This window comes from Paraburkholderia sp. RAU2J (assembly GCF_003634845.1).
GTDB classification, from domain to species: domain Bacteria; phylum Pseudomonadota; class Gammaproteobacteria; order Burkholderiales; family Burkholderiaceae; genus Paraburkholderia; species Paraburkholderia fynbosensis.
In genome coordinates this window covers 3046573-3071224 of the sequence record NZ_RBXG01000002.1, presented here as the reverse complement: position 1 = coordinate 3071224, position 24652 = coordinate 3046573, and the positions used below count along the sequence as shown (strand labels likewise).

The window sequence follows — 24652 nt, the reverse complement described above, 5'->3', positions numbered from 1 at the left end:
AGTGAGTGCGGGTTCGAACAACGGAGAACCAACGCGTTTGCGGCACCGATACCATGCTGAGCTCGGGCGACCACATCGGTCTAAAGGCTTGCAGCCGCAACGTCGGCAGGTGAACACCGAGAAATACGCGCATGCCGTGACAGCAAAACGGGAGTGGGCCGGAGTGCAATCGCCAGGGGTCCGTGCACAAGGGCCCTCGTCATTTCACAATGTCGACAGTCAGGCCGCTCGCCGACGGTCTGAGGGCAAGCCGCAGCAATGCTGGTGACGCGTCCTGCCCAGCGGCCAGCGGCCGCACCATGACAAAAGCGTTTCTGAGGACTGAGCCGCCAGGTGCAAACGTCGAAGCGATGAAGCCTGCGCGTACTGCGTCCAGAAAATCAGCGCCCCGCAACTGCCGGCACGAAGAATCTGCTCGGCCGACCACAACGCATCCGCGGTTTTCGGCGTCTTCACTCGGAGCACCCGGTCCAGAGAAAGCCCGATGTAACTCAACCCCAGTCCGTCTGGGGGTATGAGGCGGCTGCACGAACGCGACCGGTCGTTTTCCGGCGGCGCTGAGCGCCGGACGTAGCAGTCGCAGTTCGCCCACACCGGCCTGTTGGACCAGGAGGTCGACCAGCGCGCCAACGGGCCGTCCTCCACCCGGCAGTTCCGCCGACAGTGCCGGGTTACCCAGTCTCGACGACCCTGCCGCGACTACGGGCGAGCTGCGGCGCCCGCCATAGCGATGGTGGTATCTCCTCGGCAAAGACGGTAGCGGTAGACATTGGCAGCCCAAAAACCTGTATATTTATACAGTATCGTACACGCAAATCCCTAGGCGAACTGACACTTTTTTGCAGGCTGAACGTTGGACGTGTTTAGAACCAGCCCGTCGATGCCGCAGGTGGGTTCGCTCAAGGGTTGACGTGGGCCGTGTGCCTTATCCAGAGGGAGACTTCAACATGAGAGCGGACGAATGGGTTCCGGAAGCCGAACGGGAATCAAAGCTTGTAGACGTCCTATTCAAGGCGCATCGTCTGATTTTGATGCACAACGGCATGACCGTGCGTTGTGATGGGGAGGAGTGACCGCTCGATTTTGCCCAGGAACTGATGGCAATTGACGCTGCGCTGAACACAGCTGGAATCAACACCCAGCGCCTTAAGCAATAGCGGCTCGTCGCAGGGCAAGTTGGCTTGACGGAGACAGGAGCTGCGCGGGCCGCTCCGACATGGTCTGGTTCACGTCGATTCTCATGCGCCTATGAAGCGGTGCACTCACCGACGAGCGGACTGCAGCCTACACAGACGACGATTTATGAGTCAGCGTGCAGGGACGTCGACGGTCAGAATTTCGTATCCGGAGTCAGCGTGCTGATTTGCCGCTTTTTCGGCTTCGTCATGGGTGGGAAAGTATTTGGCTTCTTTGATTTCCGGCGCGAGACCGATGTCTCCGTCCTCAGCGCTGCACAAAAAATGCTCACCCGTCTTCACTACATAAGCGGTAGTCATGCCAACCTCCACGCCCCTGTCCGGGGAGCCTTCAGTCTAGCAGTGTGGAGGGGCTGCTGGGTTGGTCAGCCGTGATTGGTCGAATCATTGGCACCTGGCAGAGTGAGCCGGCCCGTACATCTGCGCTTACAGCCGCGCGCAGGTGACTTCAAGTAACATCCTCGCCTTGACCAATCCGCCTTGCGCGGGGCATCAGCAGACAAGGCATCGAATGGATATTTTTTACTACTGGCAGAAGTTCGAGCAGAATCTTAAGAACGGCGATGTCGGTTATTTTGGCTCCCACAGTACGAAAATCGTGCGACTCGCTGAGCGATTGCTGAAGCGCATCTGGGTATTCAAAACGCCGAAGGGGATGAAGGGGTCCATCCAGTTGCTCGGTTCGCTGCTTGTCAGTGAAGAACCGCGTGTGCCAGTAGCTACCGACTACCCCAACGTAATCCACTATGACCCGTTTTCGCCCGAATCCGTAATTTTCACAGACTCCAATACTCACGACCGCATCTCGGAGGTCTCTGGCACCGATATTCACCCCTGACGCTGACGGTTGCCGATTTCGGCAATCTATAGCTGGCCTCGATAGTCCTTGTCGTAGGGGCTAATTCTGCCGGGACGCGAAATCATTGATGACCAATTGCAGGTCTGCCTCAGTCGGACGGGTTCCCCAACTACTAGGTCCAGCGACGCTCGCAATCGCGAACCACGAATTCGGCGGAAACCATTCCGCCCAGACGTCATTGCCGTAAAGGATGCGAAGTCGCCCCGTGTGCTCGTCAAATTCGGCCTTTAAGGTCCGTCCGTCGACCATGGCATCCGCCATGATGTATTTGGCTCTGAACATAATCCCTCCCGAGTTGCCCCCCATTGCCCTTGATATGCAGAGAGCGTGCCCGCCTGAGCAATTGCCCATATATCGTGCTTTTGCTCGGAAAGCGACGGAAGGCTCCAACTGGATGCCCGCAGGTCGGTCTTTTCGGCACTCCCTCGGCGCGGCGGGATAGCCGATGCACCTCAAGAATGCGAGCGCAGGCGGCGCTGACGGTAGCAAATGTCAATCGTCGGGCGGGCGCCTTCGCATTCATCTTTTTAAGAAGATTCGGCCATTTGTTCCGTTGCGCATTTCGGGTGGACGATGTGGCGACAGGAAATTTCCTTTCGCTCATATTAGTGAAACGCGTCCGCCCCTCTCAGAGATAAACTGAAAACGCCGTCCATCGGGCTGCGAGGCATAGCTGTTGCGGTTGCCGGAGGTACATAACATTGCTCAAGCCCATGTCAACTGTCCTTCTTGGAGGGCGACAATGATTGCGTCCGGTGTAGCGACATTCATCTTGGCCGGTAGTGAGGAGTCGGAGGCGGCGTAGCCGCCGCAGACGACGAGCTGCCGGCGGCGCCGGGTCGGCGAGGTCTAGGATGGCTGACTGAATCTAAAAAGAGGCGGTCAGCCCATGTCTGGAACCCGCATCACCGACCAACAGGTCCGCCTCTACATGAACCAGCGCAAACTTCATCCACAGAAGGTCGCCGCAGCGAAGTCGGGCATGAGCGAGCGCACGGCGCGCCGCGTCGAACGTGAAGCCGGGCTTCCGTCGCAGCAGCCCCGGCGCTACTGGCGCTCGCGTCCTGATCCATTTGCCGACGTATGGGAAGCCGAAGTCGTCCCATTGCTGCACAGTGCCCCAAAGCTGAAGGCGATCACGCTGCTGCGCAAATTGCAGGAAGACCATCCCGAGCGCTTTCCCGACAGCATGCGTCGCACGTTTGAGCGGCATGTCAGCCAGTGGCGCGCGCTCGAAGGGCCGAACCGGGAAGTGTTCTTCCCTCAAACGTATCAGCCAGGCGCGCGAGGCCTGTCGGACTTCACCCACATGGACAAGCTGTGCGTGACGATTGGCGGCGTTCCGTTTAACCACCTGCTGTATCACTTTGTGCTGGCGTTCTCGCGCTGGGAATACGCCAGTGTGGTCGATGGCGGAGAGAGCTTCCAGGCGCTCGCGACGGGATTGCAGAACGCGCTGTGGCAGGCCGGCGGGTGCCCGCGCGAACACCGCTCCGACAGTCTGTCGGCGGCCTTCAGGAACCTGCAGGAAGAGGAAGACTTCACAGCTCGCTATGCGGCGCTACTCGAGCACTACGGGATGCAAGGCACGCGCAACAATCGTGGCATGGGTCATGAGAATGGCAGTGTCGAATCCTCGCATCGCTATCTGAAGGATCAGATCGATCAGGCCCTGGAGCTGCGAGGTCACCGCGACTTCGCGGACCGGGGCGCGTACGACGAGTTCGTGCGCGGGGTGGTGATGCGCCGCAACCGGCGTAATGCTGCAGCGTTCCAGATCGAGCGCGAACACCTGCTGGATCTACCTGAGCACCGTACCACCGACTTCGACGAAGAAGAGGCGCGCGTGACACGCTGCGGCACGTTCACCGTGCGTTGCGTCCTGTACAGCGCTCCGTCGCGGCTGATCGGTCATCGCCTGAAGGTACGCCTCTACAGTGACCGGCTCGATTGCTATCTGTCCGGCGCGCTCGTGCACAGCACGGCGAGAGCCACACACACGAGCAAACGGCGCGGTCGCGGCATCGACTACCGGCACTTCATCGATTCGCTCAAACGCAAGCCGCAGGCCTTCCGGGGCCTCGCGTTCCGTGACGATCTGTTTCCGCGTGAAGCCTACCGTCGGACCTGGGAGCGACTGGAGCAGGCGCTGACGCCGCGCAGCGCATGCAAGACCATGGTCGGCCTGCTTGAGCTGGCAGGAAACCACGGCGTCGAGGCGCAACTCGCCGAGAGGCTCGATGCATTGCTCGAACTCGGTGAACTACCCGATCTGAGGGCGCTGTTCGATGAGTTGGCGCCGCGCCAGGCCGAGTGTCCGATGGTTGTCGTCGAGATGCCGTCTGCCGCGCTTTATGACACGTTGCTCGATGAGGAGCTGCTCGCATGAACGCCGCCTACGATGCTGGCCGTATCGCGCTGATGCTCAACGAATTGCGGCTGCCCACGATCAGCCGGTTGTGGCCGGACTTCGCTGAACGCTCGGACAAGGAAAGCTGGCAGGCGTCGCGCTTACTCGGCGCATTGCTCGAACATGAACTCGCCGAGCGGGCCAAACGGAGAATCGAGCGTCATCGAACCGAGTCACATCTGGATCCGACCAAGACGCTCGCCACCTTCGACTTCGGCGTTGTGCCGATGGTCTCGAAGGCGCATGTGATGGCGCTGGCCACCGGCGATTCGTGGCTTGAGAAAGGCGCCACGATCCTCCTGTTTGGTCCACCCGGCGGCGGAAAAAGTCACTTGGGGTCCGCCATCGGCCATGCGTTAATCGACGCCGGCTATCGCGTCTTGTTCACGCGCACCGGCGAAATCGTGCAGAAGCTCCAGGTCGCGCGCCAGAGTCTGCAACTGCCTTCGGCGCTCGCGAAGCTTGACCGCTTCGACCTGATCATCCTCGATGATCTGTCGTATGTGAGGAAAGACCAGGCCGAAACCAGCGTGCTGTTCGAGCTGATCGCCGAGAGGTATGAGCGGAAAAGTCTTCTGATAACAGCCAACCAGCCGTTCTCAGGCTGGAATGACGTCTTCCCGGACCCCGGCATGACAGTGGCGGCCATTGACCGGCTTGTGCATCACTCGACGATCTTCGAACTGAATGTTGAAAGCTATCGACGCCGCAAAGCCAGCGACAAACAGAAGGAGCGGCGCCGTCAATTACCCGCTGACAATCCGAACGGAGCGACAACCATGTCCAATTGACAGCGACAAACATCTCGACCGACCGGCCAAGATGTTTGTCGGTAAACCGGACTTCCTGCTTGACGCTGTCCACCTTCTCGTCGACGATGACCCAGACAATCTCTGGGCGCTGCAGCTAGCGCTCGAAGGGAGCGGTCATCGCGTCATACTTGCGCACAACGGAGCAGAGGCCCTGAAAAGGCTCTTACACGAGATTCCGCAACTGATTGTGACGGACTGGCAAATGCCCGAAATGGATGGGGCTGAATTATGCCGACGCGTTAAATGTCAGCCGGCGCTGGTTCACGTGCCAATACTGTTGCTGTCGGCCATGCCAGAGCCCGTAGATGGTGCGCGCTGCTGGTCTGCGTTTTTTCGCAAGCCGGCTGACCTTGACGTTTTGATGCACACAGTCGACCGCTATGCCGCGAACCTCCTTGTTGGTGCGCCCCAAAGCCCGAGAACGGGGGACTGAATTCCGTAGCAGTGGCAAGCAGTAAATCAATCCGACGTATCCACTACAGCGATTGCACGTGCAGTCTGTTTAGAGCAGAGCTTCAGCTGCCTGAGCAAGCTCGCGACGTCGGAGCCGCCTTTGCCTTTTAGGTGCGCCTACTGCAGCGCCTACGAGCGGCGCGGCTGGTGGAGTTCCCGCAGCAAAATGCCGAACGGCGGCCGCCCCTTCCTTGCTCTCACGAGCATCGAGTCGTTCCGCGAGCGTGGCGAGGAAACGTGCGAGGTCGGTACGTCCATGCTTGACCACAAAGCTCGTCACCAACTCTTCAATGCACGCGCCGCGAGACGCGGAAGATAGCATGCTGCTGACGTGCGATGCGCACACGGCAAGTTCAAGCTGATATGCCATTTCAATGGGGACGACGCCCGCTCGGTCGCGTCTTGACACATTGCTCACGTTTCAGTCTCCCTCGTGCGGTTGGAATGACCGCAGACCTTGCTAATACGTGAACACCGGGAAGACGCTATCTAGTCTAGTCTAGTCTGGGCTCCGGTGTTCACGCTCTCTCATTTTTGTGATGCTTTATGGCTCAGGCAGCGGCTGACGTTTTCGGCGCCAGGCGGCTGTCGGAGGAGCGATGCCTTCGTCGAAAAAAGCGAACCGAGGTCCGCTTTTTCAAAAATATCTGGTTTCTAATGGCGCGTCGAAAACGCATTGCCACCGAAGAAATTTGCGTCGATTTTTATTCAGCCACAACTATCGTATTTGCGAGCGGCGAGTTCTTGGTGAGCTTCGCAACAAACCCTTTAGCCTCATCCTGGGATTGTTTGAACTGCGCCTGAGCGGCTGAAGCCAATTCGGCTTGGGTACCGGAAAGGATTTCATAGACCTGCCGGCTGTAGGCCGCTACTTTCTCGCCGGTAGGCTTGGCGAGGTCCGCCGACAGTGCAAACAGTTCTTCGGGCTTCGCCGACAACGCCTTGTTCACGATTGCCTGATTCTCCGCGAGGGTAGTCTTGACGACTTGAAGATTGAGCGCAGTGAGTCTTTCGAGACCATTGAACGCCGTGGCCGAAAAATGAAACACCTGCTGAAAACTTACGCTTTGCGCGTCGACGAGTTGCTGCGGGATGAGTGTGTTCATGACGGCTCCTAACAACGGGGGAAGGCGGCGGGTGCATGAGGACTCCGCATCGGAATGCGAGCCACACGCCGCAGGGCGAAAGCAATTTGCTGCGGCGCAACAAAACTCATTCTACGGAGGTGAGCTCGGAAGTCAACCGCTTACTGAGCGTCAAATGAACTGAGGAAATGCCGTGTTCGACAACTGTCCGGGGCATCTCGGCCCAACAGCATCTCTGCAATAAATCGGTATCAAACAAGTCCGGCTCTTTCGTACGGCGCGCCGAACAGCCTCTCTGTCAAAAGAAGAAGCACCCGCAACCGTTGGGTCGGTTAAGCCGGAGGCGCAGACTATTGACCGTTTCGGCTTGCGCCGCCGAATCCGCGGTTTACGTCGCTATTTGCCCCGCTATTTGTGCCCATATGGAGGCCGTTCATCTTGCCATTGGAACGTCTGGTCGTCGGGTTGCTGATCGCCGCCGCATTAGCCCGGGCTCCCACAACGACGCCAGCGTCTTTGGCGTCTGCCCCGTAGCCTCCCTCGTTCGGAGTTCTCACCGAGCCTGCGCCAGGGCCGGGCGTTGCAGATTCGCCGGCCTTTACGAATGTCATTGCCGACAGGGCCATCGCGAAACCCGAAGCGAACAGCGCCTTGATTAGATATTTCATACCTCGCCTCCAAGTAAATATCTCATGCAAGCGTTATCCGCTCACATGACTGAGGCGCCGCAAGGGGCATGCCGTGTGTCGCGATTTACTTACCGTCCCGGCGGCTGGGAAATGCTCGTGAGCGACCTACGGGAAATGCGTTGCAATTTCTCCCGCAGAGATAAAAAAATTCGCGATGGCCGGTTGCTATTCGACCATCGTCGCGGACCTGACATGGCGAAACTCACAGAGGGAAATGCGGTGTGCCACACCGCGTGGCCGTCTCTTGCGGCGAGGTTGTGTAAAAGACGCTGTCGCCCGGGAACGCAGCATGCGCTGAATGGTTGGATTTGCCCCTGTACCTCCGGACACCGCCTCACCCTTGAGTTGATGAATCGGTCCTGCGCCTGAATTCGCGTGGCGAGCGGTACTTCAGCGCACTATGAGGATGACGCTCGTTGTAGTGCTCAAACGCGACGGCGAGATTGTGCGCGGCGGTTGCTGCGTCGGGCTTCGGCATGAAGGCGACATAGTCACGCTTCATCGTCTTGACGAAGCTTTCCGCCATTCCGTTACTTTGCGGGCTGCAGACCGGCGTGGTCAATGGTTTTAGCCCGATGGACGATGCGAAGCTTCGAGTCTTTTCCGCCGTGTAGCCCGAACCGTTGTCCGTCAGCCACTCGATTTGAGCCGGCGCCTTCAAGGCTTTACCGAATCGGTTCTCGACAGCTGCAAGCATCACGTCACGTACCACATCGCCGCTGTGACCGCCGGTCGTCGCCGCCCAGCTCATCGCTTCACGGTCACAGCAATCCAGGGCGAACGTCACGCGCAATGGCTCACCGTTGTCGCAGCGAAACTCGAACCCATCAGAGCACCACCGCTGGTTGCTCTTCGCCACCGCGACCTTGCCATCGTGCCGACGCTGCGGCCGCGGTGGCAAAGGTTTGCGTTGTAGCAGCAAGCCGTGAACGCGCATCACCCGATACACGCGTTTGGCGTTCACTGGAGCCATACCTCGGCCTTCCCTTTCACGGCGCAACATACCCCAGACCCGGCGATAGCCGTAGCTTGGCAGGTCAGTAACGGTCAGCCGAATCTCTTCAACCAGGCCGACATCTTCCGTCTTCCTGGCGCTGCGTCCATCCTGCCAGTCGGCTGGACGAGCAAGCCTTGCCGCCACATTTGAGCGCGCTACACCGAGAACGTCGCAGACCTGCTTCACTGCTCGTCCCCCGGCAATGAGGGCGAGCGCGCAATCCATTTTCGCGACTTCGCTACCTCCACCGCCTCCCGAAGAATCTCGTTCTCCATGGTTTTCTTTCCCAGCAAGCGTTGCAGTTCCCTGATCTGCTTCAGTGCATCGCTCAACTCGGACGCGGGCACCACTTCCTCGCCGGCGCTAACGGCTGAAAGACTGCCGTCCTGATATAGCTTGCGCCAGTGAAATAGCTGGTTTGGATTGACGCCGTGCTGGCGTGCAACCATCGAGACGGATTTACCCGGCTCGAAACTTTCTCGCACCATCGCCAGCTTTCCCTCCGCTGACCATCGCCGCCGGCGCTCCGGCCCCGTCAACACTTCCATCACTTCTTGCTTGGTGTTAGTCAAAAACACAGTCGTATGCCTACCCGCTATTTTAAGTGGGAGACTGTGTCCGGTGATTCAGGGGGCCGCTTCCGCGCTGGCTTGCGCAGCGAGGGGTAAGGTCGCGAATCTTACTCATCGCGCGGTCGCGGTCTGGGAATTTGAGCAGGTTGAAGTCCGCATACGGAATCATGACGTACTCAGCCTGCCCCCCAATCCAGCCGCCCATGTCCACGTAGCCGTAGGCGCCGCCCGGACGCTCCGGATTCACGGTCAAGCAAACGCCCGTGTTCTGGGCTTTGCACATCGGGCATCGGCCACAAGCCACGTTGAACGGGACCGATACCAGGTCACCAATCTGCAGAGTAGTCACATCGCTTCCGACCTCAATCACTTCCCCGGTGATTTCGTGGCCAAGAACGAGGCCGCTTGGCGCAGTAGTACGACCACGGACCATGTGCTGGTCGGAGCCGCAGATATTGGTCGCGACGACACGCAGGATTGCCCCGTGATTCGCCTTCCTGCCATTCGGCTCGACCAGTTGCGGGTCTGCAATGTTTTGAACTTCAACTTTTCCGGGGCCTACATAAACGACACCACGATTACCAGCCATGAATGCTCTCCTATCAAGCAACGAATTTTTGCCACATACGAACTGTGGCGAAGGAACGACCGGTTGTCCGCCGCCGTGCAAAGCAGCAGCGTGACTCAGGCAATCACGTCCCGACAACCGGCCGAGTGCATCAGAAAAGGTGTCTCACCCCAAGCATGACGCCCGTCTGATTCGAGCCAGCCGCGGGCGTGGCACCAGCGCCGCCTGAACTAACGCTATAGCGGGCATGTGCGCTGTTTCCCAGGTAGCCGACCTGTGCATAAACGGCTGTAGCCTTCGACAGCAGGTATGTAGTTCGAACCGTGCCGAGAGTTGCTCGCGTGTCATGTTCTGCGTTAATGACGCGGTAGACTGCTCCATCCACTATGAAAGCGGGGGTGAAGTAATACTGCGCACCGAGGTAATAGATGTCAGAACGTACACTTGCAACCGCAGCGTTTCCTGGTTCTACCCAACGTCCCAACCATCCGCCCGAAACTCTTACGCCGAAGTAGTTGACGTAGGCATTCGCCTGAATGCGTGTGTCCCTGTCACCACTGCTCGTAATGGGTGTCGTCGCAACGCCATCGAAGAAGTTCGCGGCTGCGTTCGTGCCACCGCGCTGCTGGTCGTAACTCACCACAGCCCCGAAATGGCTGGTGTCGTACTTAAGCATTGCGGACCACTGCTTACACTGCTGGAAGTCACCTGCGACGGAGCCGGCGCAGGTTCCTTGCCCTGGCGAATTTCCCGTGCCCGCGGAGTCACGGCCGAACGAATAGGTCAGCCCCACCGTCAGTCCGGAGAAAGTCCCTTTATAGGCGACGCTGTTATCGCTGCGCGCGTTGGGGACATATGCATCCAGCGAGCCCAGGCTATAGATGGCCGGGCCCATGATTTCGTTTTCGAGCAACGCGATATACGTCATCGTGTACTGTCGCCCGAACGTCAGGTTCCCGTAGTTCGAGCCCAGACCCACCCATGCCTGGCGGCCGAAGAGGCGGCCACCTTGCCCCATGTCGCCACCGCGTACGTTGAAGCCACTTTCCAGAGTGAAAAGAGCCTTTAGGCCGCCGCCGAGGTCTTCGACGCCGCGCAAGCCCCAACGCGAAGGAAGGGAGCCGGTGATGGCCGGCATCCGGAAAACGCTGTCGCCTGCCGCGTTGGCGTGGGACACATATTCAACGCCCGTGTCGATAATTCCGTATAGCGTCACGGAGCTTTGCGCGTACACGGGTGCGATGCTGCTGAACATAAGTGTGGGTAGTAACCAGGACTTCTTCATTACGTCTCCAAACGGGTTTATTGTTTTGACTTGGCCTTATCGCTGGCTTACGGTCAGTGCGTAGCCTGATGGGTGTCGAGCAGCGCCTTGAATTCCGGACGAGCTGATGCGCCGAATACGAATAGGACTGCTAACACAAAAGGTGCGCAAAAGAGATAGTAGAGACCGGAAACGCTCCAACCTGAATCCAGAAGCGTCCCGACGGCGAATGGCGCGACAATGGCACCCGCGCGGCCCATACCGATGGCCCAACCTACGCCGGTTGCGCGTGTCTGCGGCGTGTACAGGAGCGGCGTGATTGCGTATAGGCCACCCACACACGCTGAAATCACTGCGCCCAGCACAACTGCGGCGATGAGAGCCACATCAAGGGTGGAAGAGACTGCGCCGAACACAGCGAGAAGCACGGCACTGGCCACCAGGAACACAGCGAGTAGCCGGGCCACGTTCACGCGGGTAGCGACCAGGCTGAAAACTGTGCATCCAATCATTCCGCCAACGTTGAGTAGTACGCCGCCCGTGATACCTTGCACTGCCGACAGTCCAGCCTGAACCAACAGCTTCGGCGTCCAGCTCATGACGAAGTAGAAGCCCGCCATCACGCAAAAGAACGCTGCCCAGATAAAGAGAGTGCGCCGCAAGGTACCGTTGCCGAGTGGTGACGAGGACTCTCCTGCACCGGCCGTCGAAGTCGCTAACGGAAGTACAGAAACATGCTTAAGGTGCATCCGATTCAGGATGGCATTGACCTTTTCGATGGCACCGGCTGGTTTGCGCGCGATAAGGAAATCGAGCGACTCGGGCAGCGAGTAAAGTACAAGCGGAAGAACAAGCGCCGTTGTCACGCCACCGAAAATAAAGACGCTGCGCCAACCGAAGTGAGTAAGAAGGTAGGCGGAGGCAGCACCACCGAGCGTTGCGCCCAGCGAGTACCCGGCAGATTGCATGCTAATCGCCCCGCTTCGCCACTTGTTTGAACTGTATTCTGCTGCGATGACGGCGATACTAGCCAGCATTCCGCCTATACCGAGCCCTGTAATCGCCCGCAACGCCACGAGTTGCGTGAGGTTCTGCGCTGATGCGGATGCCAACATACCGCATGCGATTGTTGTGAGGCAGGCCAGAACGAGCGGCCGGCGGCCGATTCGGTCGGCAAGCGGCGCGATGAAGAGTGAGCCTCCCGCCATACCAAATAGACCGGCGCTGAGTAGCAGGCCGATTTCCTTTCCGGTCAAATGCCAGTCTGCTGACAGATGTGCGGCCGAGAATGCAACCGCGAGCACATCAAATCCGTCGAGCATGTTCAGAACGATGCAGACTACGACTGCGACAATCTGGAAACGGCTCATCGGGTTTTCGTCAACGGTTCGCCTAAGGTCGAGCTCCATTGTCTGTCTCCATATTATGTAAGGGCTCACGTCGTCATTGAGACAACGTAAGCTTTCAACCGTTATGGGGGATGTCAGGCGGACGTTGTAACGCTCGCGTTTTTTGTATTTGTGAGTGATGCGATGATGCGGCGCGCCCGGTTCGCGCCTACGTCAACGTGGATGTCGACCTGGGGGCTGACACCGAAGCGCTGGAGGTTCTGGAATTGGGCCTCGATAATCACCTTGTCTTCTTCAAATGTCAGGGCCGTTTGCTCGAATACCTTCGTCATGTTGCTTTCGCCGCTCGGCGGGAGATTCGTAGCCATCGTCCAAAAGTAATGCGTCGTGGAATCGGTCTCCGGTGTCACGCCGTGTAAGCCGCGCATATGAAAGCCGTTACGGCTCGGGTCATCCAGAGATTCGGTGCCAGTGTCGACAGCTCCAGTCCAGATTCGGAGATGTGTCACGTCAAACTCGATTTCCTGCCAGCGGTCGATGTTGCCCTGGAATGGCCACGCTTCCGCATAGGTCGCAGGTGCTTTCGAATTCTTCATGTGCCGGACCACATGCACGGTCTTGTCCCCACCGTGCACCTTCATATCCGCTTCCATATGTGTCGACGGGTCGCCGCCAATGGTGCGCAGGTGCACGTAACCCAGGTGACTTAGGTCGAGCAAGTTATCGTGAATCAGTTGATAGGGAGCATCGTAGTGGTAGATGTCGCCGCGGAATTCATAGCGCGCATCCGAGTGCCACGGATAGTCAGGCGGGTCCTGCACAGCTGACGGGTGGTCGTCATCACCAAACCAAATCCACAGAATCTGGTCCTTCTCGGCGAGTTGATAGTTCCGGACCTTGCATTTGCCTGGAATCTTGTCTTGGCCGGGGATTTCGAGGCACGCGCCGTTGGCCGCGAACAGCAGGCCGTGATAGCCACAGCGAAGTCCGCGCTCCTCTACCGTGCCGCACGACAAAGGCAGCGACCGATGGCAACACCTGTCTTCGAGGGCGGCGACTTTGCCGTCCGGCGTCCTGAAAAGAACGATTGGTCTGTTCAGAAGCGTGCGGGCCACAATCGGGGAAGATTCGAACTCCCATCCGAAGCCGGCAACGTACCATTGATTCAATGCAAACATGATTCCTCCAGAATCGAATCTCTCAAAACAACCTTGAGTACACTTAACGTTAAGGTTCAGTATACTTAACGTTGGATGCTGGATAAGCTAGGAACTACCCTGGTAGCTGCTGAGGGAACCAGCCTTGGAACACCGCTACACGCGGGGGCCGCTTGCCATGTAGGTTAGAATTCCAACGGCAGGCGCAAGGATGCCTTGCAACCCAAAGGACACAATATGAGTAGTCGCACGGCACGCGCGCCGGCAAAGACGCAGAAACAGGGAAAGAACGAGCTTTCGACGGACTTGTACGAGCAGCCAGGCCATCTAATACGTAGAGCCCATCAGATTTCAGTGTCGATGTTTCATGAGGTGCTGGGTCCCGACATCACGCCGGTTCAGTACGCGGCACTGCGAATCCTTCAGGACCACCCGGACATTGACCAGGTAACGCTCGCGAGGTACTGCGCCCTCGACAATTCGACCACCGCTAACATGGCTGTCCGGCTTGAAGAGAAAGGTCTCGTCGAGCGCGTGACTCCTCCTGAAAACAAGCGCGTCCGGCTGCTCCGCTTGAGTAAGCAAGGCGCGGAGTTGCTCGAAAGTCTTGTGCCGTCGGTTCATGAGTTGCGACGTCGGATGCTTCAAACGCTGTCTCAGGCTGAGCAGGAGACCTTTCTGGCGTTGCTGTCAAAGTTCGTTCATATCAACAACGAAAAGAGCCGCGCGCCATTACGGCGTCAAGAAATAGCCTGACATGGAGTGCCCAGAGTCGCCGGCGGCTTGATGTCGTCCGTTGACCGTTACAACGACCGACGAAAGGCTGGTCGCTTTGCTTGTTTTGATGCCCCACTTGACATCAATTTTCCTCGTCGACCTGGTGGTTTGTCCGGTACCCCGATGGCTGCAATCGCAGACAACTGCAGCCAACTGACCACGGCCCAGGTCCGCGCCGAAGTGGAATGCCTCTCACAATAGGTCTCAATCCGATGGCTATCGAGTCGGCCTTTTCGGTGTCGTCGCTCAGGCTTGAATCGCAACCGATGTGGACCACTGCCGCGCTTCTCCGCCAGCCAACGACGAGCAACTCGCCAATTCCCACGCATCAGTAATGAAAATCAGAGCGACGCGGCTGCTAACTTCTGGAACAGCGGACAGACGTCTTCAGGTCACAACTCCCCCGTAACCTGCAGTTTGGAATCCGATTTAGTCCGTATCGCCTAGAGCCGTGAGTGACGGTCGTTGCGCCTTCGATTCCGGGAAAACGAGCATATTCCGTAGTTGATAGACACTCAAACATTAAGTACACTGAACGTATCTTGAGTACACTTAACGTGACTGATGCACGCCGTGCCTGCTTTAATGCAGTTCACAGCTAACGTCCGCCATTGGCGGGGTTGGCATACAAGTGCTGCATCGAGTTGCCTATCGCCGGAGGCACCGTGACCACTGCAACGTTGACAGTAATCGTTTCGCGCAAATGGCAGGAAGCGCAGGATATATGTGGATTTGAATTTATCTCCGAGGATGGCTCGCCCCTTCTTCCATTCAGTGCAGGTTCACACGTTGACGTGCACCTGCCGGGCGGGCTGATTCGCCAGTATTCTTTATGTAACAACCCGGACAAAACGAATCACTATCAGATTGCCGTGCTGCGCGATGCTAACGGCCGCGGCGGCTCCGCGGCCATTCACGATTTGGTCAAGGAGGGCGACCGCATCAAAATCAGCGAGCCGAAGAATCACTTTCCGCTTGCGCACAACGCGCCGCATCATCTGCTTCTAGCTGGTGGCATTGGCATTACTCCGATACTGTGCATGGCGGAGCGTCTGACTGCAATCGGAGACGAATTCGAAATGCATTATTGCTCGCGCACACCTGAACGGATGGCCTTCACGTCGCGAATACAAGCGTCCCCTTTCAATGACAAGGTGGCGTTTCATTTCGATACCGGCGACCAGGCGCAGAAGTTTGACATCGAAGCAACCTTGGCCAACACGCAGGCTGGGACGCACCTCTATGTGTGTGGACCCCGCGGCTTCATGGATGCAGTCCTAGACGCAGCTCGGCGACAGAAATGGGAGGAGGCCCGCCTGCACTATGAGTTTTTCGGCGCGGTAATTGAAAGGCCTGCGAGTGACACGACCTTCAAAGTTCGGCTGGCAAGCAGCGGCGTTACTTTAGATGTGCCACCTGAGTGCACGGTCATCGAAGTGCTTGCTGCCAGTGGAATTGAAGTTCCGACGTCCTGCGAACAGGGCGTCTGTGGGACCTGCTTGACTCGAGTTATCGACGGTGAGCCTGACCACAGGGATAGCTATCTGACGGACGACGAAAGAGCTACAGGCGACCAGTTTTTACCGTGCTGCTCGCGCGCAAAAACACCTTATCTAGTTCTCGACTTGTAGGTGATGCTTCGTCGGGGCGAGGCGGTAGGTTCGACCGTCGACTCAACCGAACCGCGTTGATGCCCGTTGCATACCTTTTCCAAGCGACCTGTGCGCCGACCTGAGGCGCTTCCGCGCAAACTTCTCTGGAAACGCGCGACGACCGGCATTTCCGGATGCTCCTTGAAGTCAGCCGCAATGCTAACGCGGGCCGAATTCAACGTGCCCAGTCGACGCGTCGAACCCGCGTTACTGGCACCGCCTGAACGAGCATTCGAAGACGGAATAATCGCGAGAAGCGGTGAAGCAGAATGAGGTTTGGGACTTCTCGGCTTGCCAGTGGTGGCCATGCAATCATCGGCACCCCTCAGCCCTCTGAAGCCACGGGTAGGGGTTAGGTCGACAGGCTCATGTGAAGAGAAGTCGCAGTCGTGTTACCAGCTCGTTGGCAATGACTGTTCGAAATGGAGTCGTCGGAAGACCGGCTAAGCCGCCTAAACGAGAATAAACGAGTTGCGCCCGCGTGAGCCGCTTGCGAGCCAAAATGACCTCAGTCATCCCATTGCGAGAGCAACGGAGAGGCTGACTCTCAATGGTGCGCGGGAGCGCGAAGAGACCCGCACGCCCTTGACGTACAAGGGCCATCCACTACCAGCCCAAGAGCCCGCGCAGCCTCTCCATCAGCCAATCCGCCTCCACTACGCTCACCCATCCTTTGCCTTCAATGGCGCGTCTCATGCGCCTCAGCGTTACCTCACGCGAATTTTGTGGAAAAACCGCCTCGCCGCACTTTCGAATAGGCTCGCAGCAACGCATCTGATTCCTCAGCCATCGACCAACTCTGCGCGAACACGGAAGGTAATCCCTGAATAATGTGCGACCGGTGCGCTCCATCCTCCTCCCATTCCACCTTGATGGCGCGGTCGACTATCTCGAACGGGTCGTCCCACATCGAGGGGGACACGAGAGCGAGACACTTTTCTTGTACCATCTGCAAAAATCTCTCGCGTGGAAAGATTCGATATATCGGCTTATCGAGTTGTTCAGTTGGCACGAGGCAAGTGCCAGAATTGAAAGACTCTTGCATGGGAAGGCCTGTTGTCTGTGAATGAGCCGGTCAAACGCGGTGAATGTCCGCAACGAGCACTGCTCCTCGAGAGCACGCAAACACGTTAACGGACCAAGCATGAAAAACTTAACCGCGAAGGCCAAAGAGGCTGGAGGTTGGAAGTGTTGTGGTTCGTGGATGCGTGCCATCTGAGTCGACAAGCCGCGGCGTAGATACCCCTCTCACGTCGCCGTGCTCGTCGATGTTGTCGCTGTCCCGATTAGGAAAACGGACCGTCACGACCCCTCGCCGAGTTCTGAGCTGAGGTTATGCGGCCAGACGATGCTCGTAGTACGGCCGGTCCCGGTCATCTAGAATTGCGTACATTGCCTCCAGGTTCTTCGGGTCGGGATTAAGCCATGCATCTATGTTTTCCGGCTTGATAGGGATGATGCACCGGTCATGCCCTGCTGCGGCCACTTCGGGAGGAGGTTCGTCCGTGATGGCCGCAAACGATAGCAGGTCCGGCTCTCCGGGTTTGCTCCATCGAGACCACAGGCAGGCAACGTGCATCAGCTCGCCGTTGCTCGGACGAAACTCGAGAACGACATTTTCATCGCGCTCGTGAGGGGGGTGCGGCTAAAACCTTGGACTGGTTTTATGCTGCCATTCCTAGACGCTTATGCGGCGCGTTTCCCGTCTGGTAAAAGCACGTTCGCATCGGACGCCGACCACCGTCTCGAAGCTGGCCGTAAAGCAGGGCGCTGCCGGTGCGGGTATGCGACGCACTACTCCTGACGTATCAAGAATCCCCCGCCTGATAACTCCCGAGGGGAATGTGCTGCGCGTTAACACTCACGATTGGTGTATTCAGGTAGTGCGCTGATGGAATCGGGAAGCTACATGGGATATCGCATCTTCGGTCACGCGATATTTCAATAGGCTTGACCTACGCGCTTCGCGGTGACCCCCGCACTGCTCAGTTTGTGACGTGTTGCTCCCAGGTCTTTGACGCTGATGGCGGCGGTATGCAGTTTGTCGCCTTCGAAGCGCGCGACCCGGTTGCTGACCCTCGGGAGGCTCGGCGCAATCCTTTCCTCAGCCGTAGCGGCATGCGGGCAGTGATGGCGCGTAGCCTGAACCTGTACCTCAATCGCAACGGTGGACGTCTGCCGCGGCGGCTTGTCATTCACAAAACGACGGCATTCAAGGAAGAGGAACTGCGTGGCGTGTTCGACGCGCTGTCCACCGTTAAGTGTCAACGGCACTCAGGAATTGATACAGTTTCTGTCGGCATCGGCACTTCAGATTTGATACACCGGGTTGTAGTGTTATTGCGGTGCCGACCGCATTCCGTTGGCGGCGTTCTCCTTTGTCGTAGTCGATCTCTTCATAACCAGTCCGGCGCGCCGCTTGTCGCGTAGTCGATAGCTCTCGCCCTGGATCGCCACGACGTGAGCGTGATGCAATAGCCGGTCGAGCATGGCAGCAGTGAGCGTTGCGTCATCGGCGAACGTCTGGTCCCACTGCCCGAATGGAAGGTTGCTGGTCACGATCAGACTGCCGCGCTCGTATCGTTTGGCGATCACCTGGAAGAACAGGTTGGCCTGTTCACGGCTCATCGGCAGGTACCCGATCTCATCGATGATCAACAGCCGGTACGGGTTGATGAACCGTTTGAGGGCGTCGCCCAGCTGATTCTGCCGATGTGCCGTGGTCAGTATCATCAGCAGGTCTGCTGCCGTAATGAAGCGCACCTTGATTCCAGCTTGCGTTGCTGCATAACCAAGCGCCATTGCAATGTGCGTTTTGCCTGTGCCACTCGGTCCGAGTAATACGACGTTCTCGTTTCGCTCCAGAAACGTCAGACTCGCCAGCTCCTGAACCTGCGATCTGGGCACACCGCTGGCTGCTGCGAAGTCGAAACCGTCGAGGGTCTTGATCGTCGGGAAGCCTGCCAGGCGTGCAAACGTCGCGCGCTGCCTGACGAGCCGCGCCGTGTGCTCGGCCTTAAGTACCGATTCGAGAAACTCTGTCAGGTTTACCTCATCGGCGATCGCCTTTTGCGCCAGGTGCGGCAACGCGTCCGCGATGGTCGTGAGCTTCAGCTGGGCGCATAGCTGCGCCACTCGTTCGTGTGCGATGTTCATGCGGCAACCCGAATCAGCTGGTCGTACACGGACAGCGGGTGCTGTAGCGGAGATAGCCAGTCGTGGAATCGCTCGCGCAACTCCTGTCCGCTCGCCGGTGTCGTTGCTGGCAACAGCGACGGATACGGTGGCGGTACGCTCTGCAAGGCCTTCTGCTCAACAAGCAACTGCTCGCCTGGCTTCAAGCGGGTCGTTCCATGTATCCGGACATGCGCAACTTCGCGTAGCCAACGCCAGACTTCAGTGTTGGCGGTCGTCACGTCCAGTTCGACGTTGGCCGCCTTGAACTGGGCGGCCAGCGGAACGTAGAAACTGCGGCGCAAATATCCGTTCATCCGTTCGACCTTGCCTTTGGTCTTCGCGCGATAAGGCCGACAAAGCTGGGGCTGAAACCCGTAGTGCCGGGCGAAGTCGAGAAACCCCGGCTGGAAACGGTGCTGCTTCGGACCATAAGCATCCCGCTCGATGACAACGGTCTTCATATTGTCGTACAGCGCACGGCGCGGCACACCGCCGAACCAGTTAAAACAGTTGACGTGACACCTGAGCAAAGTATCGAGTCGCATGTCGGAAACGAATTCGACGTAAGTCGCGCGGCTATAGCCGAGAGTGGCCACGAATGCGAACAGATTCGCTCCTTTGCGCCGGCGGAACTCGACCCAGTCGACCTGCATCTGATCGCCCGCGGCAGTCTCGAATCGCACCAAAGGATCGGGCGCCGGTAGAGGCCGCAATGTCGCAACGAACTTGCGCACGATTCTCTCGCCGCCATTGAATCCCTGCGATTGGATCTCGCGCCACAGAACTGTCGCTGGAATCCAGTCCGGTGCCGCTGACGCGATCCGTTCCCGAAGATAGGCTTCGAACGGTTTCAGTATCGAATCGCGCGCAGTCGCTGCGGGCCGAAACATCGGCGCGTCCTGCGTCGCCAGATATTTCCTCACCGTGTTGACGGAGCAGCCAACCTCACAAGCAATGGCACGCAGGCTCTTGCCCTGCTTGTGCAATATCCTGATCTGCATGTATCCCTCGTACGAGATCATCGCCGCTCAAAGCGGCCATTATCCCTTCGTCGAGGTGTATCAATTCCTCAGTGCCGACGGTGTATCAATTTACAGGTGCCGATGACATAAGGAGGTCGAATGCTTGGAGATTGGCAGCAGGGGCACTTGGCGCGGAGTCTGGCTGGTGGCGAGTAGGAAGCCGGGCGTTAATAGCGAGCCGGACCGGGCACCAGTTCCTCGTGGCGCGATGCTCATGCGAACCAGCAATTCAGCGTTGGTCTGGGTCCCAGGTAATGCGCCTACGGCCGGGCTGGGTGACCCGCTCTTCTATCAAGGTGCCAAAGGCATTCCAAAGCCGCTGAACATAGTTCGCCACGCGGGCAGCGGACCGCTTTGAAATTGCTGCTTTCGAAACCGTAGCGCTAACGAAGATGGACTGGAACAACGATGCTCTGTACGACCCCGTTCCTGTGACGATTCGCTATTCGCAGAAGCTGGCAAGGACAATCGCGAATGTCTCGGGTCTACCGGGCAACCATTACCCTTACCGCATGTTTATGTAACTGTGCGAGAGCGCTAGCGCTGAATCTGTGAAAACGTCGCTACCCCCAGCGTTATCCGGATCGGGCCATGTACGTGGCGAGCGCAGCGCTGATCTCTATGCCCCGCGGCCTGTCCGAATGGATACGTTGACTGCGGCGCCCTTACCGCATCAGCCGCTGAGCTGTTTTGGCGCCAATTAAATCCTTCCGTTGCGTTATATGTTTGTAGTATGTCTGAGAAATTTGAATTATCTGCAAATTATTAACGCGATGCTTCATCATCCATGAGCTCTATCGCCAAATGGTCAAACGTTCGTCTACTTGGCGTCATGTCGGTGCAGCAGTCCAAGTGAGGTCGTGCTCGCTACCCGATGTAATCTAGCAAATAGTACGCGGCCAAGACCGGGGATGCTGTTGCGGGCGTTCGCACCATATTTTCATTTTGTCCCGCAGTTCGTGGACGGCGGTTTCCGGCGCAACGTGAAGTTCGATCGTGGTAAGCCCTTCGACGCCGGTATCTTTTCCAACGTCGAAATGCTTGGCGGCAGAGGCAAGTTGAGAGCTCACGTTCATCCATGGGCCGTTCTCGCACAAGAATGCATCGAAGTCTTTCTTGCCCCGAATGATGCGGCCCGCGAATTCGCTCAAGCGATTCAGCACGCCTGCCTCACGCAACGCTTCATAGACCCAGTCTTTAATTTGTCACGCGGTGGTAACCGCGTTCGTGACCGCATGCGTACGCTGCTCTAGGCCGTCCTGTCAGCGATGGCATGCAGACGTTAGCCATCTTCTCTCGACCGGCGGCTTGGGGTCGGCAGTACGCACTGCCGACTGGCCGCTTTCAAGCAGCGGAATTCCACTGGCCGCTTTCCAGCGACGAGTTCGAAGTGCGGACTGACGCGGCCCGACCCATAGGCGACCTTCAGCCTGTTGCAAGCGTGGCGGCAGCTTCCAAGCTCGAACGGACATTCGAGTCGCCGGCTCGCCAGACCGAGTCCTCGGCTAACAGTCGGTCGGCTGATCGCCGGAAGTCGAATGTCGGCTACTGGTCGCTTAAGCCGGACGGGATAGAAGCTCATGTCGAAATCGACAAGATGAAGACAAGGCTATGGATCAGCAGTTGCAGATTCATGCTCGGCGATCGTCGCCTCGTAGAAGTGAACGCGATGATTGCCGTTGTGTCAGCCAACGTGAAGGCGAAGGAACCAGAGAAACGCACCGATTAGAGCGAGATTCAGGTGAAGCATTCTTTCGAAAGAGGCACCTCACAATCCGGTTCGTAATCGCCGCCAAATATAGGCCTACAGTCCCAACTGTCAAACAAACTTTGACAGTCTGTCAATTCCACGTAGGATTGTCTACAGCCATTGTTCACCGGACAATGCGCCGTCAAGATACATCGGACACCGAGGGCCTGCCCAAACAGACCGCCGGCACTCGAGAGGCCTTACGCTCTAGCTGCCTCGATCTCTCATCAACTGGCCCCTTGATCGGGTCGAAACAAAAATTAGAGACACCATGCAGACTGACAACCTCGCCTTGCCGCTTGCCGGCCTCCGCGTACTGGACTTTTCGCGAATCCTCGCCGGACCCTGGTGCGCTATGGTTCTCGCCGATCTTGGCGCTGAAGTTATCAAGGTCGAGCACCCCGAGCGGGGCGATGATACCCGGGACTGGGGCATGCGCGTGGGCGCCACGGAGACTGCCTACTTCAACAGCGTCAACCGGAACAAGCGGTCGGTCAGCCTGAATCTGCAGTCGCCGGAAGGCGTCGAGCTTGCGCGCGCACTCGCGCGCAAGAGCGATATTGTCATCCAGAACTTCAAAGTGGGTGGCGCGGCGAAACTCGGCCTAGGCTATAACGATTTGCGTCAGGACCACGAAGATCTGATCTACTGCTCGATCTCGGGTTATGACCACACTGGCCCGGAGGCCACACGCCCGGGCTACGATCTCGTCGCCCAAGGCGAAGCCGGGTTGATGGGATCAACGGCGAAGCCGGTCAGCCTCCGTTGAAATTCGGTGTGGCCGTCGTCGATCTGTTCACCGGCATGTATTCAGCGCAAGCGATTCTGGCGGCGCTCTACCAGCGTCAGCGCACCGGGCAAGGCCGCTCGATCGAGATGGCTTTGTACGACTGCGGCCTGATGATCACCGCGTACTACGGGCTCGAAGCCTTGCTAATCGGCGAAGATCCGCCCCGCTATGGTAATGCGCATCCTTCGATCGTGCCGTACGGCGTGTTCGATGCAGCCGACGGCCCACTCGTGATCACCGTCGGCAATAACGCGCAGTTTGTACGCTTCTGTCGGGACGTGATCGAGCGGCCTGACCTCGCGACCGATCCGCGCTTCCTGACCAATCTGGACCGGTCGAAAAATCGCGCGATGCTCCTGCCGGAGCTTCATCGCGAACTCGCCAAACGCAAGCGTGATGGACTGCTTGAGTCGCTGGCCCGTTCGAACATTCCATGCGGCGAAGTATTGGGTCTCCATGAAGCGCTGACGTCGACGCGGACCCGCGATGCTGGGCTCATGACATCACATCCGCACCCAGTGGCCGGCAAGGTCGACGTGTTTGCACCACCTTATCGCTTCGACGGCGAACGGTTGCCGGTCCGCGCCATTCCTCCAACGCTTGGCGAGGGTACGTCGGACGTTTTGAGCACACTACTCAATGTATCGGCCGACCGTCTTTCGCTTCTGAAGGCTAACGGCGTGATCTGAACGCGCTATGAGCAACGGCATTGCAACGGTGCCGACGAACCCGTCCATCGCGACGGGTTCGAAGTAACTTCTGAAGTCCCCATTCCCTGTTTCCCGCACCGTATTCGCCGCCAAAGGCTGCCCGAGCGCATTCTTGATGCACACAGGGCATTTGTTGCACGCGTCGCGCGCATCGAAAGGGTTAATCCCAGTGTCGCAAGTGACAACATGATAAAAATGAGTGACAAAATGATAAAGGCGTTTCGATCACTTTCCCTAAAGTTCCAATCAACGGATTCGCCTTAGCGCAACCGGCCACCAATCCAAGTCTGGAGACGCCCAATGAATTTTCTCGACGATAGCCTCTTCCCCGAAGTTCAGGAAAAACTCGTGATCCAGGTCGCGCCGTTTGGCCCGCAATGGATTCCGAGCGACTCGGACGACATCCCGATCACAATGGACGAACAGATCCAGAAGGCGGTGGACTGCTACAACGCCGGCGCCACGGTGCTCCACGTGCATGTCCGCGAGGAAGACGGCAAGGGCTCCAAGCGCATGTCCAAGTTCAACGAGAGTCTCGCCCGGCTGCGCGAAGCGGTGCCCAATATGGTCCTGCAGGTGGGCGGCTCGATTTCTTTCGCACCGGAAGGCGAGGGTCAGGAAGCCCAGTGGCTCGACTACGACACGCGGCACATGCTTGCAGAACTCGATCCGAAGCCCGACCAGGTCACGATCGCGATCAACTCCAGCCAGATGAACATCTGCGAGTTGCTCACGCCGGACGACGTAGTGGGCACCATTCTCGAGAAGCCTGAATACTTCAATGCCTACTCGGAAATGGTCGTCGATGCGAAGCCGTCATTCTTCATCGAACACCTGCGCCGCCTGCAGGCGGCCGGCATTCAGCCTCACTTCATGCTGGGCCACGTGCACCAGCTCGAGAGCGTCGAGCGCCTGATCCGCCGCGGTCTCTACACCGGTCCGCTGGTGCTCAACTATGTCGCGATCGGCGGCGGCGCAGCGGGCCTGCATCCGGCCGATCTGATCGAATTCATTCGCCGCACGCCCGATGGCGCGGTTCTGACGATCGAAAGTGCAATGCGCGCCGTGTTGCCGATGAACGCGATGGCCATCGCAATGGGGCTGCATGTGCGCGTGGGCATCGAGGACAACCTCTGGGGCCGCAAGGGCGAGCGCATGACGTCGGTGCAGCAGATCGAGCAGACCGTGCGCATTGCCCGCGAGCTCGGCCGCGACATCGCAACGGGCGAAGACGCAAAGCGCATCTATCAGATCGGCGAGCAGTACCGCAGCGCCGACGAAACGATCGCCGCCCTCGGCATGGCGCCGAATCGCAAATCCGCCCAGCGCGGCTTTACGGTGCCGGGACACGCCTGACACCCAG

20 protein-coding genes and 4 pseudogenes are annotated in these 24652 nt (G+C 58.2%); 10 read left to right on the top strand and 14 right to left on the bottom strand.

Translation table 11 applies throughout. The annotated features are described in order from the left end of the window. Positions 1–80: 80 nt before the first annotated feature. Both imuA and B0G69_RS31355 read right to left on the bottom strand, forming a co-directional pair. A pseudogene (gene imuA, locus B0G69_RS42210) lies at positions 81–770 on the bottom strand (translesion DNA synthesis-associated protein ImuA). Positions 771–1307: 537 nt separating this feature from the next. Then, a complete protein-coding gene (locus tag B0G69_RS31355) occupies positions 1308–1496 on the bottom strand; it encodes a hypothetical protein (RefSeq protein WP_121323734.1) in 189 nt (62 codons plus the stop codon). A gap of 211 nt (positions 1497–1707) precedes the next feature. Between B0G69_RS31355 and B0G69_RS31350 the strand changes: the two genes are divergently transcribed. Beyond that, complete coding sequence (locus tag B0G69_RS31350; protein ID WP_241991526.1) at positions 1708–2034, top strand: hypothetical protein; 327 nt, start codon at positions 1708–1710, stop codon at positions 2032–2034. Between the two features lie 60 nt (positions 2035–2094). On the opposite strand, the gene B0G69_RS31345 is transcribed toward B0G69_RS31350, so the two are convergent. Next, complete coding sequence (locus B0G69_RS31345) at positions 2095–2337, bottom strand: hypothetical protein (protein WP_241991525.1); 243 nt, start codon at positions 2335–2337, stop codon at positions 2095–2097. A gap of 607 nt (positions 2338–2944) precedes the next feature. Here B0G69_RS31345 and istA (B0G69_RS31340) point away from each other — a divergent pair. From istA (B0G69_RS31340) to B0G69_RS31330, 3 genes are read left to right on the top strand one after another with little or no spacing between them, the layout of a single operon-like run. Continuing rightward, entirely contained in the window at positions 2945–4444 is a 1500-nt protein-coding gene (istA, locus tag B0G69_RS31340; protein ID WP_121315179.1) for an IS21 family transposase, read from the top strand. Continuing rightward, complete coding sequence (istB, locus tag B0G69_RS31335) at positions 4441–5256, top strand: IS21-like element helper ATPase IstB (protein WP_121315180.1); 816 nt, start codon at positions 4441–4443, stop codon at positions 5254–5256. Before istA (B0G69_RS31340) ends, istB (B0G69_RS31335) begins: the two co-directional genes overlap by 4 nt. Continuing rightward, a complete protein-coding gene (locus B0G69_RS31330; protein ID WP_347232529.1) occupies positions 5153–5710 on the top strand; it encodes a response regulator in 558 nt (185 codons plus the stop codon). The genes istB (B0G69_RS31335) and B0G69_RS31330 overlap by 104 nt, the downstream gene beginning before the upstream one ends. A gap of 724 nt (positions 5711–6434) precedes the next feature. Here the strand turns inward: B0G69_RS31330 and B0G69_RS31320 are convergent. From B0G69_RS31320 to B0G69_RS31290, 7 genes and pseudogenes are all read right to left on the bottom strand, one after another. Beyond that, positions 6435–6836 carry a phasin family protein gene (locus tag B0G69_RS31320; RefSeq protein ID WP_121323733.1) on the bottom strand — a complete coding sequence of 134 codons (402 nt, stop codon included), beginning with the start codon at positions 6834–6836 and terminating at the stop codon, positions 6435–6437. Positions 6837–7165: 329 nt separating this feature from the next. After that, entirely contained in the window at positions 7166–7483 is a 318-nt protein-coding gene (locus B0G69_RS31315) for a hypothetical protein (protein ID WP_121323732.1), read from the bottom strand. A 355-nt stretch (positions 7484–7838) separates the two neighbouring features. Further along, positions 7839–9049, bottom strand: a protein-coding gene (locus tag B0G69_RS31310; protein ID WP_241991523.1) for an IS3 family transposase whose coding sequence is annotated in 2 segments (ribosomal slippage) — positions 7839–8725 and positions 8725–9049 — 1212 coding nt in all. Because the reading frame shifts where the segments join, the coding sequence is not laid out codon by codon here. A 115-nt stretch (positions 9050–9164) separates the two neighbouring features. Continuing rightward, positions 9165–9662: pseudogene (locus B0G69_RS31305) on the bottom strand (alcohol dehydrogenase catalytic domain-containing protein); the annotation flags it as partial. Positions 9663–9792: 130 nt separating this feature from the next. Further along, positions 9793–10926: a porin gene (locus B0G69_RS31300; RefSeq protein WP_121323731.1), complete on the bottom strand. Its 1134-nt coding sequence runs from the start codon at positions 10924–10926 to the stop codon at positions 9793–9795. Positions 10927–10979: 53 nt separating this feature from the next. Beyond that, positions 10980–12314 (bottom strand): MFS transporter, encoded by a 1335-nt coding sequence (locus B0G69_RS31295; RefSeq protein ID WP_121323730.1) that lies wholly within the window; start codon positions 12312–12314, stop codon positions 10980–10982. A gap of 74 nt (positions 12315–12388) precedes the next feature. Continuing rightward, positions 12389–13432, bottom strand: coding sequence for an aromatic ring-hydroxylating dioxygenase subunit alpha (locus B0G69_RS31290; RefSeq protein ID WP_121323729.1), 1044 nt, complete (start codon positions 13430–13432; stop codon positions 12389–12391). A 216-nt stretch (positions 13433–13648) separates the two neighbouring features. On the opposite strand from B0G69_RS31290, the gene B0G69_RS31285 reads away from it, so the two are divergent. Then, positions 13649–14167 carry a MarR family transcriptional regulator gene (locus tag B0G69_RS31285; protein WP_121323728.1) on the top strand — a complete coding sequence of 173 codons (519 nt, stop codon included), beginning with the start codon at positions 13649–13651 and terminating at the stop codon, positions 14165–14167. Between the two features lie 686 nt (positions 14168–14853). Then, positions 14854–15819, top strand: a complete 966-nt coding sequence (locus B0G69_RS31280) for a PDR/VanB family oxidoreductase (protein WP_121323984.1) — start codon at positions 14854–14856, stop codon at positions 15817–15819. Positions 15820–17173: 1354 nt separating this feature from the next. Here B0G69_RS31280 and B0G69_RS31270 read toward each other — a convergent pair. The 4 genes and pseudogenes from B0G69_RS31270 to istA (B0G69_RS31255) form a co-directional block, all read right to left on the bottom strand. After that, positions 17174–17473 (bottom strand): annotated as a pseudogene (locus B0G69_RS31270) (SOS response-associated peptidase family protein); the annotation flags it as partial. Positions 17474–17781: 308 nt separating this feature from the next. Further along, entirely contained in the window at positions 17782–18108 is a 327-nt protein-coding gene (locus B0G69_RS41160) for a hypothetical protein (RefSeq protein ID WP_158609001.1), read from the bottom strand. Positions 18109–18177: 69 nt separating this feature from the next. Further along, the gene (gene istB / locus B0G69_RS31260; RefSeq protein ID WP_121315176.1) at positions 18178–18996 is read right to left on the bottom strand and encodes an IS21-like element helper ATPase IstB; all 819 of its coding nucleotides are present in this window, start codon (positions 18994–18996) and stop codon (positions 18178–18180) included. Next, a complete protein-coding gene (istA, locus tag B0G69_RS31255) occupies positions 18993–20018 on the bottom strand; it encodes an IS21 family transposase (protein ID WP_241991246.1) in 1026 nt (341 codons plus the stop codon). The genes istB (B0G69_RS31260) and istA (B0G69_RS31255) overlap by 4 nt, the downstream gene beginning before the upstream one ends. 932 nt (positions 20019–20950) lie before the next feature. Between istA (B0G69_RS31255) and B0G69_RS31245 the strand changes: the two genes are divergently transcribed. From B0G69_RS31245 to B0G69_RS31230, 4 genes and pseudogenes are all read left to right on the top strand, one after another. Next, positions 20951–21292, top strand: coding sequence for a hypothetical protein (locus B0G69_RS31245; RefSeq protein WP_121323726.1), 342 nt, complete (start codon positions 20951–20953; stop codon positions 21290–21292). Positions 21293–21312: 20 nt separating this feature from the next. Then, entirely contained in the window at positions 21313–21768 is a 456-nt protein-coding gene (locus tag B0G69_RS31240) for a hypothetical protein (protein ID WP_121323725.1), read from the top strand. Between the two features lie 292 nt (positions 21769–22060). Beyond that, a pseudogene (locus B0G69_RS31235) lies at positions 22061–23268 on the top strand (CaiB/BaiF CoA-transferase family protein). A 321-nt stretch (positions 23269–23589) separates the two neighbouring features. Beyond that, complete coding sequence (locus tag B0G69_RS31230) at positions 23590–24645, top strand: 3-keto-5-aminohexanoate cleavage protein (protein WP_121323724.1); 1056 nt, start codon at positions 23590–23592, stop codon at positions 24643–24645. Positions 24646–24652 lie beyond the last annotated feature (7 nt).